Source organism: Terriglobus tenax (assembly GCF_025685395.1).
Lineage (GTDB): Bacteria > Acidobacteriota > Terriglobia > Terriglobales > Acidobacteriaceae > Terriglobus > Terriglobus tenax.
The window spans coordinates 547,116-564,706 of the sequence record NZ_JAGSYA010000003.1 but is presented as its reverse complement, the minus strand read 5'-3'; the positions used below and the strand labels follow the sequence as shown (position 1 = coordinate 564,706).

The window sequence follows — 17,591 nt, the reverse complement described above, 5'->3', positions numbered from 1 at the left end:
GGAGAAACGATGCGCAATTTTGTACGTTCCATTTCCGTCTGCGCTGCGTCGTTGATGTTCGGGGTGGCTAGCTTCGGACAGACGGCAACCAAAACGGCAGCGAAGGCGACACCGTTCGCCAATGTTGCCGTTACCTACTCGCTGGAGCGGAGCAAAGCCGCGGGCACGAGCAACTACTTCTGGATGAACGGAGCGACCGCCGAGGCCGCCTTCCGTGTCCGGGATAGCTGGTCGGCAGCGGTCTCCGCCTCCGGCGCCACCACCCCTAACGTCGGTTCAAGCGTTGGCTTCAACAAGTTCACGCTTGCAGGCGGACCGCGTTACACCCTGTACAAGATGCCGAAGTTCGTTCCCTTCGGACAGGTGCTGTTCGGTTATTCCCATGGCTGGAACAGCCGCTTTCCGGGCCAGCCGGGGAACCTGCCGGCAGCCACCGCGAATGCGTTTGCCTTCGCGCCTGGCGGCGGTGCAGATGTCCCTCTGAAGAATGGCTTCGGTCTCCGGGTCGTTCAACTGGAGTACGTCCGCACGAACTTCCCGAATGGAACCAACAAGACACAGAACGACATGAAGCTGTCGTTCGGTCTTTCCTGGCACTCTCACTAAATTCGCACACAACCAGAAGGCCCGTCTCACAGGAGGCGGGCCTTTTGCTTTGTCGCAACACAAGGCCGCCGAAGCATCGCTCCGGCGGCCTTTGCAGAGTTGCGATGGCTTATTTCAGGTCGCGATAGATCTTGCGGGCCAGCAGATTCTCGATCTTCTCCTGGCGACCGGAGCGCGGCTGGGGCTGGATGGCATCCTTCTCAGCCTTGGCGGCGATCTCGTCCAGCGTCATCTTACCGGTGAACATGGCCTGTGCTTCGGGGGTTTTCCATCCCGCATAACGCTCGGCGAGGATGGCGTCGTACTCCCCGTCTTCAATCAGCTGCGCCGCAGTAAGGAAGGCGCGGGCGCACAGATCGACGCCGCCAACATGCGCGTAGACCATGTCTTCCGGCGTGAAGCTCTGGCGGCGGACCTTGGCATCGAAGTTGCATCCGCCAACGCCCAGGCCACCGGCCTTGATGACGTGGTACATCGACATGGTCATCGTCCACAGGTCGTTCGGGAACTGGTCGGTATCCCAGCCCAGAAGAGCGTCGCCGCGGTTGATATCCAGCGAACCGAGGATGCCGAAAGCGCCTGCGGTAGCAATCTCGTGCTCGAAGCTGTGGCCGGCCAGCGTTGCGTGGTTCGCCTCAAGATTCACGCGGACCTCGTTCTCCAGGCCGAAGCGCTTCAGGAAGCCGTAGACGGTGGCCGTATCGAAGTCGTACTGGTGCGAGGTCGGTTCCTTGGGCTTGGGCTCAATCAGGATCTGCCCCTTGAAACCGATCTTGTGCTTGTAATCGACAACCATGGAGAGGAAGCGGCCCATCTGCTCCAGTTCCTGCTTCATGTCGGTGTTCAGCAGGGTCTCATAGCCTTCGCGGCCACCCCACAGAACGTAGTTCGATCCGCCGAGCTGCTGCGTCGCGTCCATGCAGTGCTTCACGGTCGCCGCACACCAGGCGAAGACCTCGGGGTCAGGGTTGGTGGAGGCGCCGGCCATGAAGCGCGGGTGCGAGAACAGGTTCGCCGTACCCCACAGCAGCTTGGTCCTGGACGACTGCATCTTCTCACCCAGGTAATCGACGATGGTGTGGAAGTTCTTCAGCGTTCCGGCCAGCGTCTCTTCTGCGGGAGCAATGTCGGCGTCGTGGAAGCAGTAGAACGGCAGATCCAGCACGCGGAACAGGTCAAACGCCGCGTCAGCCTTCTGTTTTGCCAGAGCGATAGGGTCGCCGGCGCCCATCCAGGGGCGGTGGATCGTCGGTCCGCCAAAGGGATCGCTGCCCGTCATGGCAAAGGAGTGCCAGTAGGCAACGGCAAAACGCAGGTGCTCGCTGAGCGGCTTGCCCATCACCACGCGGTCCGCGTCGTAATACTGATAGGCCAGAGGATTGGTGCTCGCTGCACCTTCATACTTCACCGTGGAAAAGCTGCTGAAGACGGTCTCGGACAAGTGGTTCTCCAATCTGCTGTTGGGTAAAACGTGAACTTATAACTGCGGGAACTGAACTTTGAGTACAGCGTTATAGCGATCCTGCGCTACGCGGTATGCAGCACGATTCTCAGGCCGCGGGCGTGCTGTCTTCTCTTCATCCACACTGACAAGATGTGCAGAGAGTGCGGCAAAGGTGGTGGGTGTTCCCTGCTGGCTCTTCCAGGCGTAGATAGCCTGAATGGCCGCACCCAGGCAGCCGGCTTCTTCTTCAATAGGCACCTGGATGGTGGCCCCGGTGGCGTCGGCGATCATCTGCCGCCATTCCGCCGAACGCGATCCGCCGCCGATGACCTGGATCGTCGTCGCGGGGGCACCCTGCAGGATCAGCTCCAGGCCGTTGAGCACGCCGAAGGTCACGCCTTCGATAACGCTGCGCAGCAGGTTGGCCGCCGAGTAGTTGGTGGCCGTAATGCCGTGCAGGCTTCCATGCGCCGTGGGCAGGTCCGGCGTGCGCTCACCATTCAGGAAGGGCAGGAAGGTAAGGCCATCGGCTCCTACTGTGGTTGCCGCAAGGATCGGATCAATATCCTCGACGCTCTTGCCCAGCAACTGCAGCGTCTGCGTCAGAACGTTGGTGGCGTTCATGGTGCAGACCAGCGGCAGCCACCCGCCTGACGACGAGCAGAAGGGCGCGACGCTGGGATCGATGTTCGCAAGCGGCTTGTCCAGATACGAGTACACCGTGGACGAGGTACCGAGGCTGAGCGTGACCACGCCGGGATGCACGTTGCCGGTGCCGATGGCGCCCATCATGTTGTCGCCACCGCCGGTGGAGACAACGCATGCGGGCGAGAGCTTCAGTTCGGCCGCGACCTCGGGACGGATAGTGCCGACAATCTCCTCAACCGTTACGAGCGGCGGCAGAGCCGCCGCCAACTGCCCGGTACCGCCATCAATTTCGTTGAGGATCTCGGCAATCCACTGGCGGGTTCGGATATCAAAGAAGGCCGTTCCGGAGGCGTCACCATACTCGGCGCAAATCTTTCCGGTAAGCCAGAAATTCAGATACTCATGCGGCAGCAGGATATGGCGGATACGTGCGAAGTTTTCCAGCTCATTCTCCTTGATCCACAGCAGCTTGGAGACGGTGTAGCCGGTCATGGGCAAAATGCCGTAACGTTCCATGACCACAGCCTTGCCACCGAGGCGCTCAATTAACGCAGCGTTCTGCGGCGCGGTCTCGGTGTCGTTCCAGAGCTTGGCGGGACGGATGACCTGCTTGTTTTCGTCCAGGATGACAAGGCCGTGCTGCTGACCGCTGACACCAAGCGCGAGAACCTCCGCGCCATGATGCGCGACTGCCTGGCTGACACTGATGCGTAAGGCATCGACCCACCACTGCGGATCCTGTTCGCGCGCTCCGCTGGGGCGCTCCATCAGCTGATGCTTCGCGTAGCCGCGTCCGCGGACCGCGCCTTCTTCCGTAATCAGGAGCGCCTTTGTGCCCTGGGTTCCGCAATCAATTCCCAAGTACATCGCTAAAACTCCCGTCGGGCGTGAAGTTGGAAAGAAAGGAGGCCTTGGGGAGCCGTGACTTCTTTATTTTCCGTCCAAAAATATATCAGCATGTTCTTCCCATGGTCAATGAAATCGTTTTTGGCTCAATCCCTGCGGACTGAGTCGTGGGTGGAGCGGTGGTAGCTGGCGTGCCGCTGCATCAGCATGGCGGCGCTTCCACTCAGGCGAGCGAGCTCAGCATCGCCTGCAGCGCGCAGCAACGGTGGCGGACCGGCCAGCATGGAGGCAGCAAGTTCCTGGGCAACAACGGGACCAAAACGATCCCATGAAGCGGTGATGTCCCCCACGACCAGGATCAGCTCCGGAGCTACCGTGGCGGTGATGAGACGCAGCCCACGGCCCAGAGCGCGAGCCTGCTCGGTGAGTGCCTGCACGGCCTGCTCATCGCCTTCTTCGGAGAGCTGCAGCAGCTCGTAGATGTCCTTCACCTTGCGGCGGCTGACGTTGTTGAAGGCACGAATGGCAGCACGGGAGGAAGCGACCATCTCCCAGCAGCCTTTCTGGCCACACTGGCAGAGAGGACCGTTGGGGTCGACCGATACGTGGCCGAACTCACCCGCCATGCCGTTGTAGCCGGAGTGCATGTGGCCACCGGCAAGTATCGCCGCGCCGACGCCCTCCGCCACTGCAACCAGGGCAACATCCTTCGCTCCCTGCAGGCGGCCAAACCAGAGTTCAGAGATCAGGCAGACATTGGCGTCGTTATCGATCTCCACCTGCAGGCCGGAGACATCTTCCAGAGCCTTGCGCAGGTCAAACTCGTGCCAGTTCATGTTGGGCGCCAGCAGCACGCGCTGTGTCGCCGGCTGAACCCTGCCCTGCAGACTGACGCCGATGCCTTCAAACGACTTGCTTGAGTGCTCATCCCGCAGCGAGCGCATCCGCTTGCCGATCTGCGTGACCGTCTTGCGAAGGTCAGCAGAGGTGGGAATGGTCTCGCGCGAGAGAAAGCGTCCGCTCAGGTCGACCACCGCGAGGATGACGCGGTCAGGGCGCAGATCAAGAGCGAAGGTGACCTTGTCTCCGTTGACCGAAAGCATGGTGGAAGGACGTCCGCGCGCAGGCTTGATGACCGCGCCTTCCTGCACCCAGTTCTCCTGGATCAACTGCTCGACAATGGCTGAAACGGTGCTTGGACGCAGACCCGAAAAACGCGACAGGTCAGCGCGAGCCAGTGGCTGCTTGAATCGGATGAGTTCCAGGATGATGTCGCGATTGATGTCGCGCGCCATCTCGCTGGAGGCAGGCTGAAAGGACGCCAGATCGATCTGGCGTACTCCGTGTGTCTGCCGTGCGTGAGGTTTCTTCGACTTCAGCGAACTCATTAAACCGTTTGGGTACCGCAATCATGGTACGACAGCCGCCCAGGGAACTGATAGCTACTTGAGCGGCGTCCATGCCGACTGTTTTGAGGAGGACGCGAGCGCCGCCTCAATAAATCGCAGCCCCTTTACACCATCCTGGCAGGTAGGCAGCAGCTTGGCGGTCACCGACGGTTCACGCTCTTCCAGGCGCGCGGTGATCTGCTCGGCCAGGTCATCGTAAAGCTGCGCGAAGGCCTCAAAGTAGCCTTCAGGATGTCCGGCAGGCAGACGCGCCGCCGCGGCATTCAACTGTCCACCGCCACGGCTCAGAATCTGCGTGGCCTCACCCAGCGGGGTGTAGCGGGCGTAGTTCGGGTTCTCCTGGTTCCACTCCAGCGAGCCCTTTTCGCCATAAAGGCGAAGGTTCAGATTGTTCTCATTCCCGATGGCAATCTGCGAGGACCACAGGCTGGCCTTCGCTCCGCCTTCGTAGCGGATCATCGCCTGCACGTTGTCATCCAGCCTGCGGCCTTCGACAAAGGTGCTCAGGTCACAGGAGAGAAACTCTGCGTCGAGGCCGCTGACGAAGTATGCCAGGTGATAAGCATGGGTTGCGATGTCGCCCAGGCAGCCGGCCGGACCGCTGCGCTTGGGGTCGGTACGCCACTCGGCCTGCTTGTTCGCTCCGGTCGTCTCCAGCGGTGTGGCCAGCCAGCCCTGCACATACTCGACGTTGATCATGCGAAGCTTGCCGAGAAGGCCGCTCTCCACGATGCTGCGCATCTGGCGCACGACCGGGTAACCGGAGTAGGTGTGCGTCAGGCCGAAGATCAGCCCCGAACGCTCTACATCGTCGGCCAGCTTCACTGCATCTTCCAGCGTGGTGGTCATCGGCTTGTCGCACATCACGTGTATGCCAGCGGCAAGAAAGGCCTTCGCGATGGCGTAGTGCGTATCGTTCGGCGTAACAATCGCGACAACGTCAATGCCGTCCTCGCGTTTCGCTTCTGCTTCGGCCATTTCCGCATAGCTGCCGTAGGAGCGAGGGATACCAAGCTCCGCAGCATAACTGGTGGACTTCTCCGCGTTGGAAGAAAGAGCCGCGGCGACCAGGTCGAACTTGCCGTCAAAACGCGCGGCAATACGGTGGACTCCGCCGATGAAGGCCCCCGGGCCTCCACCGACCATGCCCAGGCGCAGCTTCCGTCCGAGCTTCTTCGTCATGCGTCCTTCTTTCCAAGGCCCAGCAGGTTGTCGAGCATCTGCTGGTCGGTGGCAGCCCCGGCGAAGTCGTCAAACGCCTTTTCGACAGCCTGGATAATGCAGCTCTGGATGAAGGGTGCGCCTTCGCGCGCACCCTGCTCGGAGCTCTTGATGCAGCACTCCCACTCCATCACGGCCCAGCCGTCGAAGCCATACTGCGTCAGCTTCGAGAAGATGGCTTTGAAGTCCACCTGGCCATCACCCAGCGAGCGGAAACGTCCAGCACGGTTTACCCAGGACTGGAAGCCCCCGTAGACACCCTGCCGTCCGCTGGGACGGAACTCGGCATCCTTCACATGGAACATCTTGATGCGGTCGTGGTACAGATCAATGTATTCCAGGTAATCGAGTCCCTGCAGGATGAAGTGGCTGGGGTCATAGAGCAGGTTGCAGCGCTTGTGGCCCTTGACCAGGTCGAGGAACATCTCGAACGACGAACCGTCGTGTAGATCTTCGCCAGGGTGGATCTCGTAGCAAACGTCGACGCCCTGTTCATCGAAGAAGTTCAGGATCGGCGTCCAGCGCTTGGCCAACTCGCCAAAGGCGGTTTCTACCAGACCGGCAGGACGCTGCGGCCAGGGATAGAGATACGGCCATGCCAGGGCTCCGGAGAAGGTGGCATGGCGGTCGAGGCCGAGGTTTCGGGAAGCCTTCGCCGCAAAGTGGAGCTGTTCAATGGCCCACTCGGTACGGGCCGTCGGCTTGCCATGGACCGATGCCGGGGCAAAACTGTCAAACAGTGCATCATAAGCCGGATGCACGGCTACGAGCTGCCCCTGCAGGTGCGTGGAAAGCTCAGTAATCGCAAGGCCGTGCGAGGCTGCGACGCCCTTGATCTCATCGCAGTAGGCTGGGCTCTCGGCAGCTTTTTTCAGATCGAACAGACGTCCGTCCCAGGTGGGAATCTGCACGCCTTTGAAGCCGATTCCGGCGGCCCATTTGCAGATCTCGTTGAAGGAGTTGAAGGGGGCCTCATCACCAGCGAACTGTGCGAGGAAAATAGCGGGTCCCTTGATCGTCTTCATAAATGCGATGTTGTCTCCCGCCCCATCTTACTTCTGCGATGGGGGTGCTGGCGCGCCGGGGCGCGGAGGCGGGGGCGCGTCATAGACATTCAGCCCCTTATGGTAGTTTGGGTCTTTGGCGGCCAGGTCGGTCCGATAGCTCACGGTGTTGGCGCTGGGAAAGGTTGAAGGCAGTGCCTGCGTCACCTTGCCGGTGGCCGCCCACTCCACGCCACGCTGCAGCGTGACGACGTAGTCCACCGAGCTCAGCGCGATGACATCGTGACCCAGCGTGGTGTGGAAGACGCGTCCTTTACCGAAGCTGGAGACCATCAGCATGGGCTCGTCATAGCCGGTGCCATGGTTGGCTGGGTCAGAGTAGGCGGTGGCCAGCACCGTCATCCCGCCAGGACCGCGCAGGTTGGCATACAGCTCATCGCCCTGGTGCATCCACAGCTTCGGGAGCCCCTTCATGATGGGGTGGTTCGGGTCACGCAGAGCCATCTGGAAGGGCAGGCGCAGACCGTGCGACCCGGCGCGGCCGGGCTTGTCATCCGCCGTCAGTTTGCCATCCTTGTAGATCCAGTGCGGTCCGTTCTTCTCGGTGCGTCCGCGCCAACCGCCCGTGCCGATCATTTGGCTGAACGCGACCCAGTTAGGGAAGGCATTGTCGGCGGCATGCAGGGTCACGAGACCTCCACCAGCCTTCATGTACTTCTCGAAGGACTCCTTCACCTCAGCCGACCAGCGCTCGTCAGGAGCGTCGTAGTTGAAGAGCACAGCCTTGTACCTGGACCACTCGGGGTGAAACTGCGAGAAGTCGCCGTCTTTCGGCGGGGCGGTGAGAACGTCCACGTCAAAGAGACCGGTCTCTTCCAGTTCCTGCTTGATTACCGGCGTCTGCGCAGCCCAGTTGTGATACGGGGCGGCGCTTTCGCCGTCAAGAATAAGAACGTGGATCTTGGTCGCAGCCAAGGCTGCCGGTGTCAGCGATACCAGACCGATTGCAAGCGCAAGCAGGCACTTCTTCATAGCAGAATCCTCTTCTCTACTTCTTTGCTGCAGCAGGAGCCGCCTTGGCCACCGGGGTCTCCGGAAGGCGCCACGCGAACAGAACGTTGCCGCCACTCATCAGGACATACTGATGGCCATCGAGCTCATAGGAGATAGGCGAGGAGGCGATACCGCCACCCGCACCAGCATGCCACAGCGTCTTGCCGTTTGCCGTATCCAGCGCCAGGAAGTTGCCCTTCGAGTCGCCCGAGAAGGTGAGACCGCCAGCCGTCGTCAATACACCAGACCCACCACGGTCACCCAGTTCATGCGACCAGCGGATCTTTCCGGTCTTGTAGTCGATAGCTTCCAGCACTCCCTTGCTCCACAGGCCATAGTCAGCTCCGGCCCAGCCATAGGCGCCGTCTGCCGGCTTATTGAAGTAAAGGCTGTAGCTGGGAGAAGCGCTGACGATAAACAGGCCGGTCTTCGGATCGAAGCTGGGCGAACGGTAGTTGGTCATGCCGCTCTCGTCGGGAGCGATCAGGCGGCCATCGGGAGCCGGTTCCTTGTCCGGGTTCGGAATGGGGCGACCGTCCTTGTCGACCCCTTTGCTCCAGTTCACCGGACCGAAGGTCGTCGTCAGCAGGTTCTTACCCGTGGCGCGGTCAATCACGAAGAAGTAGCCGTTACGCGAGGCCTGCATCAGCATCTTGCGCGGCTTGCCGTCGAAAAGACCGTCGGCGAGGACAGGGATCTCGACCGCATCCCAGTCATGCGTGTCATGCGGCGAGGGCTGGAAGTGCCACACCAGCTTGCCCGTCTCAGGATCGAGCGCGAGGATGGTGCAGGTATACAGGTTGTCGCCGGGACGCACCTTACCGTTCAGAACGGGCGACGGATTCCCTGTGCCGAAGTAGATCAGGTTCAGCTCCGGATCATAGGTTCCGGTCATCCACATATTGCCGCTGTAGGCTACGCGGGGCGTATCCACGGTCGGCGTGGAGAAGAAGGTCCACTGTGTCTTGCCGGTTTCAGGATCGACAGAACGCAGGAAGCCCTGCAGGTTGTCGAAGTCACCCGAAGCGCCAACCAGCACATGGTTGCCGACGATCAGCGGAGACATGGTGGCCCACTGACCCTTCTTTGAGTCCGCCACCTCCACATCCCACAGCACTTTACCGGTCTTCGCATCCAGTGCCTGCAGGTGTGCGTCCGAGGTCATGTAGTAGAGCTTGTCTTTCAGGATAGAGACGCCGCGCTGGCCGATGTGAAAGGCCTTGGTTGGCGGCGCAGCGTAGTGCCACAGCTGGTGGCCGTTGCGTGCATCGATGGCCCACACGTTATCCGGCAGGGTGAAGTACAGGATGCCGTCCACCAGAATCGGGGTGGCCTTGATCTGTCCGTTTTGCTGCGTCTGAAAAGCCCAGCCCAGCGTGAGCTTGCTGACGTTCGTGGTGTTGATCTCCGTCAGGGCGCTGTTGCGGCGGCCGGAGTAATCGCCATGGTAGCCCGGCCAGCTGTCCTTGGGCGGGTTCTTCAGCATGGTGCTGTCAACGTTCTGGGCATGCAGGCCGACGGTGGTCACAGCCACCGCGGCCAGGGCCATTGCCCGTACACTCTTCTTCCAATTCGTGCGAACCAGTTCCAACGTTGCGCTCTCTTTCCTTATTTAAGGGTTTGGATATACGCGAGAACGTTATGCACGTCGTCGTCGCTGTACTTGCTCATGGCGTCTACGTGGGCATCCAACGGACGGTCAACCTTGGCCGTGATGGAACTGCGCAGCCAGGAGCGGTAAATCCCGACGGAATCGCGCACGCCGAGGGTGAACTCGTCCTCGTACTCAACAATGCCGGTTATCGTCTGGCCGGACTTCGTCTTCACGGTGGCCTTGGGCTTTACGTCGCGAGGATAGAGCATCTGCATCTCGAGCTTCAGGCCACTGTATTTGGACGCGATACCGGCCAGGTCACCTGTAGCCGCATGGCACTTCACGCATCCGCCGGTCGTCTCAAAATACTTCTTTCCGGCCTCGGCATTGCCGGTGTGCAGGTCAGACTCCTCCACACCACGGCGATTACCGGACTGCGAAAGAGCATTGTCCTGCTGGGTATGGATAAACGCGACAAGATTCAGGATGTCGGCATCCGACAGGCTGAAGCGCGGCATGCCCTTGTCCAGGCGGCCGTTACGGACAACCGCACCGATACCTTCGCCGTTCTTGTCTGCCGTTACCAGCTTGGAACGTGTCAGGTCCGGACCGGTCTCACCGCCCATCGCATCCTTGCCATGGCAGAAGGCGCAGTTCTGTACAAACAGCGCAGCGCCGCTTTCCGCCTGCTCCCTGGTGAACTTGGCGTGCTCTGGCAGGGGGCCTTGCGAACCGACAGTCCAGGCAGCACGTGGCGGTGTTTGCGGGGCCGCCGCGGGAGCCTGGGCCGTCACGCGGCTCATGGTAAACAGCATCGCCGGGGCTGCTATAGCGGCAACCAGCAGAATTTCTCGGGAACGGAGCCTCATCGAACCTTCGCTTCTTGTGCCGCGCTGTTCCCTGTTAAAGGAGATAGCGGCGGGTAAATGATTGATTTATTTTCCGACTCGAATATAAGAGCGGCTTAAACCGGGTGTCAAGCCAGGATCGGTCCACAGAAAAATATGGCCCCGGGGTGTGTCTCCCGGGGCCAGTGGAGGTTAGAAGTTCAGCCGGAAAACGAACTCCATCGTCCGCGGGTCGGTTGCGCCCGTGGAGCTGGTTACCTGCCCGAAGGTCGTAGCACCCAGCGTGTTGGAAATCGTGAACATGGACATGTGATTGGGCACATTGAACATCTCAGCACGGAACTCCGCGCTAACCTGCTCATGGATCCTGATGTTCTTTTGCAGAGCGGCATCCCAGTTGTTGAACAGTGGTCCCTTGATAGCGTCATAACCCAGGTTGCCGTAGGTTCCGGCTGCCGGAGTGGCGAATGCAGCAGCGTTCAGATACTGCTTACCATTCTTGGCATACGGATTTCCCACCAGGTTCGGGCGCTGTGCAACGTTGGCCGTGGTGACCAGGTTGCCGGCAACCGACTGACCGGAGGCCTGAACGACGTTGATCGGCAGGCCATTCGCAATACGAGTCACACCGGAAATCTGCCAATCTCCGATCACACGCTTGTACCATTCCTTCCCGTTCCGCCAGAACGGAATGGGGTAGACATAGCTGGCGACAAAGATCTTCGGCTGGTTGAAGTTTGCCGGGCCGTAGTCCGCTGCCAGGTTATTGCTGTCCTGCGGCTGGTAGTCGAAGGTTGAACCCATCGTCAGGGCCTTGGACCAGGTATAGGAGATGGTTGCAAGTCCACCCTGCTTAAAGCGAGTCTGCATGCGGAACTGCAGCGAATTGTAGTTCGCGCGCGCCCCGTTGGTGTACTGGTAGATCTCACCATAGCCACGGTAGGGGCGAAGCGCGTTACGCTGTACTCCCGGATTCGCCTGCTCCGTGCCGGCAGCAGCCTGGTTCAGGTTCTTGCGATACGTCAGGTTGGTGGAACGCGAACCAACATAGTTCAGTTCCAGGGATGTGTTGTTGAACAGCTTGTGCTGGATGCCGAGGCTATAGTTGTGAATCCGCGGCGGCGCAAGGTTCATATCGGCCGAGTTAGAGATGTTGGTCGGTGTCGCCGCGGTTCCGATGCTGCCGAGGTTATCGGCGTTACCGGCGCTTGCCAGCGAAGCCACCGCGGTGAACGGAAGTTGCGATGCCGCGCCATAGATGTAGTTCCCCTCAACGCGCTCATACGACATGCCATAGCCGCCATGGAGCACGGTTGACTGCTTGCCGGTAAGGTCATACGCAAAGCCCACGCGAGGCGCGAAGGTGTTGTACTTCGTGTTGACAATGCCACCAGGCCGGCCACGGAACAACGCCTGTACCGCCGGATTGTTGTAAACAGTCGGCGATACAACCTGCTTTGCCTTGTCAGAGAAACCGGTCCCGGGCAGCACAAGGCCGTTGTACGGCGACGGGTTGGAGGTAATGCTTCCGTTCGATCCGATGGTCGCTGCCTTGGTCTGATCGAACAGCGTGGGATCAAAGAAAGCGGTGTTGTTCGGCCAACTGGAGATGGGAGGCATCAGCTGCCAGCGAAGTCCCAGGTTCACGGTCAAACGACGGTTGACGGTCCAGTCGTCCTGTACATAGGTTTCAAACTGCGGGAAGCGTGCCTGCACCTGAGGAATGTTGCTGCCCTCCGTGTAGCTTGCGAAGTTGCCATTCACCAGGTTGGCCAGCGAGGTAAAGGTGAACTGGCCATTGAGTGCCGGAGGAGCTGTCTGGTTCTTACGAGCGCGCCAGAAGTACCCGCCAGTCTTCAGCGAGTGGTTGCCAAAGACCATCGAGAGATCATCCTTGATGGCGTAGATGCGCTGGGAGTTATCAAATTGCCGCGGAGTAACACCGGGGTTGCTGTATCCGGAGATGGTGATCTGCGGAATGATGTTGGACGCGCTGTAAAGCGTCTGATAGGTCAGTCCGTAGTCAGAGCGAAGAATCTTTGCTCCTCTGAACTGCGGATTGGCCCGGATGTTGCCGCCTTCATTGATGATGTTGCCCGAATACGAACCGGTAAGAACATTCACGATCTTTGAATTGAAGGTGTGAGTCCAGGACAACGACGAGGTCAGGCCCGGAATCGTACGGTCATAGATCACGAAGTTGGTCGGGTTGCCGACGTTCATGACGTTGTCATGGACAAAGCGCCCGCTGATCTGGTTCTTCTCATTCAGGTTGTAGTCCATCTTGATGAGCCATTCAGACTGGTTGTTGTTGTTCAGGCTGAGATAGCTGTAGCTGCCCGAAGGGTCCGTCAGCACGGTGGAAGCAAGCGCGCGTCCGGTCGCGGTCGAGCCATTGGTAATGGCAGTCTGGATCGCTGCCGGCGTCGGCACAGCGATAACGGTCGCCGTGGAGTTACGCAGCCGCTTGAACTCCTGCGCGGCGAAGAAGAAGAGCTTTTCGCGGTTCTGGTTGAAGACGCCAGGGATCCAGACCGGACCACCGAGTGTCCAGCCGAAATCGTTGTAACGAAGCGGAGCTTTGACCGGGGTTTGATTGGCCAACTGCTGGCTCAGGAAGCGATACGGGTAAGCCTGGATCGCGTCATTGCGGATGTGCTCGTACGCGCTGCCGTGGAAGTCACGGCCGCCGCTCTTGATAGCCACGGAGACAGTCGCACCCGAGGTGCCGCCGTAGCTGGCGTCGTAGCTGGAAGCGACGTTGCGGAACTGCTGCAGAGAGTCCGGCGAGATGTTGACGAAGTTATTACCGCCACCGCCGTTGTCCTTGTTGTCGACACCGTCGATGAAATAGTTGGCCGAATCGGTACGGATACCGTTGACCGATTGCGAGTTGCCGTTAACGCCGTAGGTTCCAAAGATATTGAAGCCGCTGGCTACTGTTGTAGAAACGCCGGGCTGCAGTGTCAGCAGCTGGACGTAGTTACGCCCATTCAACTGAATCTGAGTGGCCTCCTGGCTGGTAACAACCCCACCAATTTCAGCGGTTGTCGTCTGGATCATGACAACGCCGGCCTGCACCTCCACGGTTTCCGTGGCCTGGCCAAGCTCAAGCGTGACAGGAACCGAGGGCTTTCCGCCCACGTCCACCTGGACCCCCGCGATCACCGACTTCTTGAAACCGGAAACGGTTGTGGTCAGGGTGTACTTGCCGACAGGCAGGTTCAGAACAACGTAGTTGCCGTCTTCGTTGGACTTCACCGAGCGACTGTTGCCGGTCGCGTCATTGGTAACGGTGATTTCCGCCTGCGGAACCGCCGCGCCCGAGGGATCGGTGACAGTGCCAGTGATCTGCTGGCTGTCCACGGCCTGCGCGATGGAAATTCCTAACGACGAAATAAGTAGAACGAAGAGCACGATAAGTCTTCGCTTCATGGTTTGCCCCCTCTTAAAACAACGTCCTGCGACTGGCCTGCGTGGAAGTTGTACTTCCCTGCGCTGCAGGTGCAGCCTGTTTTTTTGAATCCGTCTTTTGACGGCTTTATTACGCGGGCAAAAATATATAGGCAAGAGACAAACGACTGTCAACCGGAAATTTTTTGAGAGGGAAAGAAAATCAGGCCCTGGAATGAATGAGTCGTCTCACCCCCTTGGGGTGATTCTTTGCCTGCCGGCAAACAAATGACATTCGGCACAGCAAAAACTCCAACTCACCCCTTGGTATGGACCGAGGGGATGATGTAGTCTGACTCGCACCCAGAACACATGCTCTGTCCTGGGACTCAGATCAAAGAAGCTGTACCAGGTACGAGGTATCCGTGATGCGGTTCCGTCGGCGTGGGTTAGGTATCTTTGCGGCAGGCCTTCTGGGCCTTGGGCCGGTTGCGTTCTCCCAAACCAGTACTGTGCTGATTCCCGGCCCTCTGCGCTCGTTTCTTCGTATGGCGGGCGTCAGTCAGCAGGCCGCTCCGGAAGATGTGCTGCCGCTGTTTGCGCGCAGTGTTTTTATCCGCGGATACTCCAGCGGACGTCCCTCCGAATACCTGATCCTGCTGGACCGTTACATTGCCCAGGCGCGGGAACTGCAATCCCTTGCGGGCCATGACAACGTGTTGCGCGTGACCGGGTGCGCGGATGCCGCTCCTCTTCTGCAGGTGCTTGGCTACCGCATTCGCAACGGCTGCGGGCAAAAGAATACACTGCTGGCAACGGCTGATCCTGACCGCGCTTTTCTGACCATCGATTCGGGCTTTCCTCTCCCAGAACTGGAGGAGGCATTGCAATCGGGCAAACCCTTTGCTATGCCATATGGCTACTCACAGGTGCCAGGGCTGCTGCGTGAGGCTGACTGGTTTGGCATCAGTACAAGCCGCCGGCGCGGTATCAGCGGCCTGGTAGACGCCCTTGTCGATGATCCCGCAGTGGCACGTCTTTACTGGGCGATGAGCAAGCTGGATAACGAGACGCGCATCCTTCTGCTGCGTCAACCGGGGTTGCGACGCCTTGCTCCGGTAAGCGCCGTGATGGACTTTTACGGCGGCCAACTGGCCGTGCGCAATGGCCGCGTTGTTGTTCCGGGCGGCCCGGCGAGCGATGCCGCATGGAAGGACATCGTCGGCGCCAGCCCGCAGTCACCTGGCGATTTCATTCTGCATCTGCTGGCCAAGGACCGCGGATGGATGGCCGCCTACTTCGACTCCATCTCCCGCGCCAGCATGGAGGAACAGGCTCATCTGACCGAACCTGCGCGGCTGAAGCAGATGTACGAAGCCTTCCGTCCGAAGGACTCCGACATGGCCGCAACGCGCGGCGTCTTCCGCAAGGCGCCGGATATGCTGGTGCTCTTCTCCCGGGCGAACTGGGATGCGGATGGATCACCGCATATTCCTGGCGACATCAACACCTGGAAGTCGGTGCTGCCGGAGCTTGGCCACAGCCGTTCCATGAGCGACTGGATCAAGCGTTCGAAGAACTGGAACCGTCCGGACCAGGTGTTTGAGGGCATGGTTGCCATCTCCCGCGTGGATGCCGAGAACGGCCCGGTGCAGCTCTTCCTGCAGACCAATGCGATTGACCGTGCTCGCGGCGGAGCCACACTGTTGACGCCGGAAACGATCCGGCTGATGGCCGCGCACTTCTCGCAGTATGCCAACTGGCTTCCCTTGTTTGCTGAGTTCCCCGAGTTGGACGACACCTCTATTCAGCGTTTTATCAACACCGCGCAGGCAGTCAACGGCATCTCCAATGAGACGTTGCGCGGCAACGCTTTGGGATCGTTCCAGGCCGTCGTTGGCATCTGGCAGATTCTGGCGCGGCAGGGCGAGATCCAACCAGCCACCCTGAATGCAGCGTGGCAGCAGATGCTGGATCCCTTCGCAAAAGTGCAGAACGATACGGATCTATTTGATCGCACCCGCGAGTCGCTGTCGCAGATTGCACAGTCAGCGACCGGCAAGCCGAACTGCACGCAGGACGAATGGATCAGCCTGCTGGGCGGACCATCGCAGGAAGGCCGCGAGGCCCGCTCCATGCAGCAGGAGATGGCAGGCCGCATCCATACCGTCATGGCAGACCAGCGGCTGGTCTCGCTGGACACGCTGTTTGCGTTCAGCGATGGACTGACTGCACTCTCGCAAGGCACCACCACCGCGGACAAGCTGTTGCCCATGGCGGAGGAGCTGCGCGAGTTTGAGATGCCACGCGCCATTCTTACCACGATGGAGCGCGTTGAATGGGCGCCTCGCGGCTACTCCATTCGTCATGCACAGTTGCAGGCGCGCACGGACATGACGCGTCTGCTGAAGTCGAAGCCAGACAAGCAACAGGCAGACAGCGCGCGCGGAACCCTGTCTGCGTTTCTGCGGGACACGCTTGTAGGCCTGAATTATGCCTACTATGAGCCGCCGGGCGCGCAGATGCTGCACCATAACCCGGTCTTTGTGCGGGCGCACGACTTTACCGGCACGACCGTTTCAAGCCCTGAACGCGCGTGGATGATTGCGGAGTTGTTCGGCACCGGATCGCCGGCAAGTGGAGGGGCGTACCTGGCTGGCTCCCTGGCGGACCTTCCCTTCGCTCTCGCCAAGTCCGAACAGGACTTCATTGTTCCGGAGAATGTTCAGGCCCTAGTGTGGCGAGAGCTTGTGCCGGAACTTCTGGTCTCAGCCACCTTGCCACGCTGGTGGGCCATCACGCCGGAAGAGATGCATGCGACCGCGCTGTACCAACGCTCGGCGGAGGACTTGCTGAAGCTTGCGAAGAGGGATGACACCGTACGCACGCGCGTGATGGGCATTCTGGACGACCGCCTGACGATTGCCCAGGTGCTGACCGTGGAAGATGCGTGGAGCAGCAAGACCATGCCGGCTCCGGAGCTCTCTCCCGGCGACCTGTTCTACCTGGCTGCGGCTTACCGTGCCCGGTTTCCGCAGGAGCAGCCATGGAGCGCAACCGCAAAGGATCTGGACATCCTGGTGAAAGCACACCCGGAACAGACTGCGCCGGCGCGCATTGCACGAGACTTCGGAACGCCGCATCCGGCCATGGCAGCCAACTATGGACGCGAGCTCTTGCCCATCAAACCCTTCCCTTTCTTTGGTGGATACTCCAGCCGCCTGTTTGGCGAGAGCTGGGACTCGAACAATCTTTACTGGGCAAGGATCGCGGACGAACTGGGCTATCAGCCCGTGATGCTGCATCGCCTGGTACCGGAGCTGACACGCCGTATGACAGCAAAGATCTTCGCATCGCACATTGAGGACTGGTCGGCGCTGGGCCGCGCGATGCATGAAACAGGGGAAGACTTCCGCCGCAGCATCGCCGCGCAACAGGCCGCGCCGGAAGTCGCCCGCAATGCGCAATAACTTCGACACAACGATGGGACACGGGTCATGTTAAAGAAATTGCTGACTGGAACGT

11 protein-coding genes are annotated in these 17,591 nt (G+C 60.0%); 2 read left to right on the top strand and 9 right to left on the bottom strand.

The features are described from left to right. The first annotated feature begins 9 nt into the window (after nucleotides 1–9). A complete protein-coding gene (locus OHL13_RS02405) occupies nucleotides 10–606 on the top strand; it encodes a hypothetical protein (protein WP_263408515.1) in 597 nt (198 codons plus the stop codon). Nucleotides 607–715: 109 nt separating this feature from the next. On the opposite strand, the gene xylA is transcribed toward OHL13_RS02405, so the two are convergent. The 9 genes from xylA to OHL13_RS02360 all read right to left on the bottom strand — a co-directional run bounded on the left by xylA (nucleotide 716) and on the right by OHL13_RS02360 (nucleotide 14,108). After that, complete coding sequence (xylA, locus tag OHL13_RS02400) at nucleotides 716–2,047, bottom strand: xylose isomerase (RefSeq protein WP_263408514.1); 1,332 nt, start codon at nucleotides 2,045–2,047, stop codon at nucleotides 716–718. Between the two features lie 36 nt (nucleotides 2,048–2,083). After that, on the bottom strand, nucleotides 2,084–3,565 hold the full coding sequence (xylB, locus tag OHL13_RS02395) for a xylulokinase (protein WP_263408513.1): 1,482 nt from the start codon (nucleotides 3,563–3,565) through the stop codon (nucleotides 2,084–2,086). A 125-nt stretch (nucleotides 3,566–3,690) separates the two neighbouring features. Then, nucleotides 3,691–4,932, bottom strand: a complete 1,242-nt coding sequence (locus tag OHL13_RS02390; protein ID WP_263408512.1) for an ROK family protein — start codon at nucleotides 4,930–4,932, stop codon at nucleotides 3,691–3,693. A 54-nt stretch (nucleotides 4,933–4,986) separates the two neighbouring features. Continuing rightward, nucleotides 4,987–6,135 (bottom strand): Gfo/Idh/MocA family protein, encoded by a 1,149-nt coding sequence (locus OHL13_RS02385; protein WP_263408511.1) that lies wholly within the window; start codon nucleotides 6,133–6,135, stop codon nucleotides 4,987–4,989. Beyond that, the gene (locus OHL13_RS02380) at nucleotides 6,132–7,199 is read right to left on the bottom strand and encodes a sugar phosphate isomerase/epimerase family protein (protein ID WP_263408510.1); all 1,068 of its coding nucleotides are present in this window, start codon (nucleotides 7,197–7,199) and stop codon (nucleotides 6,132–6,134) included. Before OHL13_RS02380 ends, OHL13_RS02385 begins: the two co-directional genes overlap by 4 nt. Before the next feature lie 27 nt (nucleotides 7,200–7,226). Continuing rightward, a complete protein-coding gene (locus OHL13_RS02375) occupies nucleotides 7,227–8,210 on the bottom strand; it encodes a ThuA domain-containing protein (RefSeq protein WP_263408509.1) in 984 nt (327 codons plus the stop codon). 16 nt (nucleotides 8,211–8,226) lie between these two features. Beyond that, nucleotides 8,227–9,780, bottom strand: coding sequence for an acido-empty-quinoprotein group A (locus tag OHL13_RS02370; RefSeq protein WP_263408508.1), 1,554 nt, complete (start codon nucleotides 9,778–9,780; stop codon nucleotides 8,227–8,229). 59 nt (nucleotides 9,781–9,839) lie between these two features. Further along, nucleotides 9,840–10,640 carry a c-type cytochrome gene (locus tag OHL13_RS02365; RefSeq protein ID WP_263408507.1) on the bottom strand — a complete coding sequence of 267 codons (801 nt, stop codon included), beginning with the start codon at nucleotides 10,638–10,640 and terminating at the stop codon, nucleotides 9,840–9,842. Between the two features lie 225 nt (nucleotides 10,641–10,865). After that, the gene (locus tag OHL13_RS02360; RefSeq protein ID WP_263408506.1) at nucleotides 10,866–14,108 is read right to left on the bottom strand and encodes a carboxypeptidase-like regulatory domain-containing protein; all 3,243 of its coding nucleotides are present in this window, start codon (nucleotides 14,106–14,108) and stop codon (nucleotides 10,866–10,868) included. A 386-nt stretch (nucleotides 14,109–14,494) separates the two neighbouring features. On the opposite strand from OHL13_RS02360, the gene OHL13_RS02355 reads away from it, so the two are divergent. Next, nucleotides 14,495–17,536 (top strand): hypothetical protein, encoded by a 3,042-nt coding sequence (locus OHL13_RS02355; protein ID WP_263408505.1) that lies wholly within the window; start codon nucleotides 14,495–14,497, stop codon nucleotides 17,534–17,536. Nucleotides 17,537–17,591: the final 55 nt, after the last annotated feature.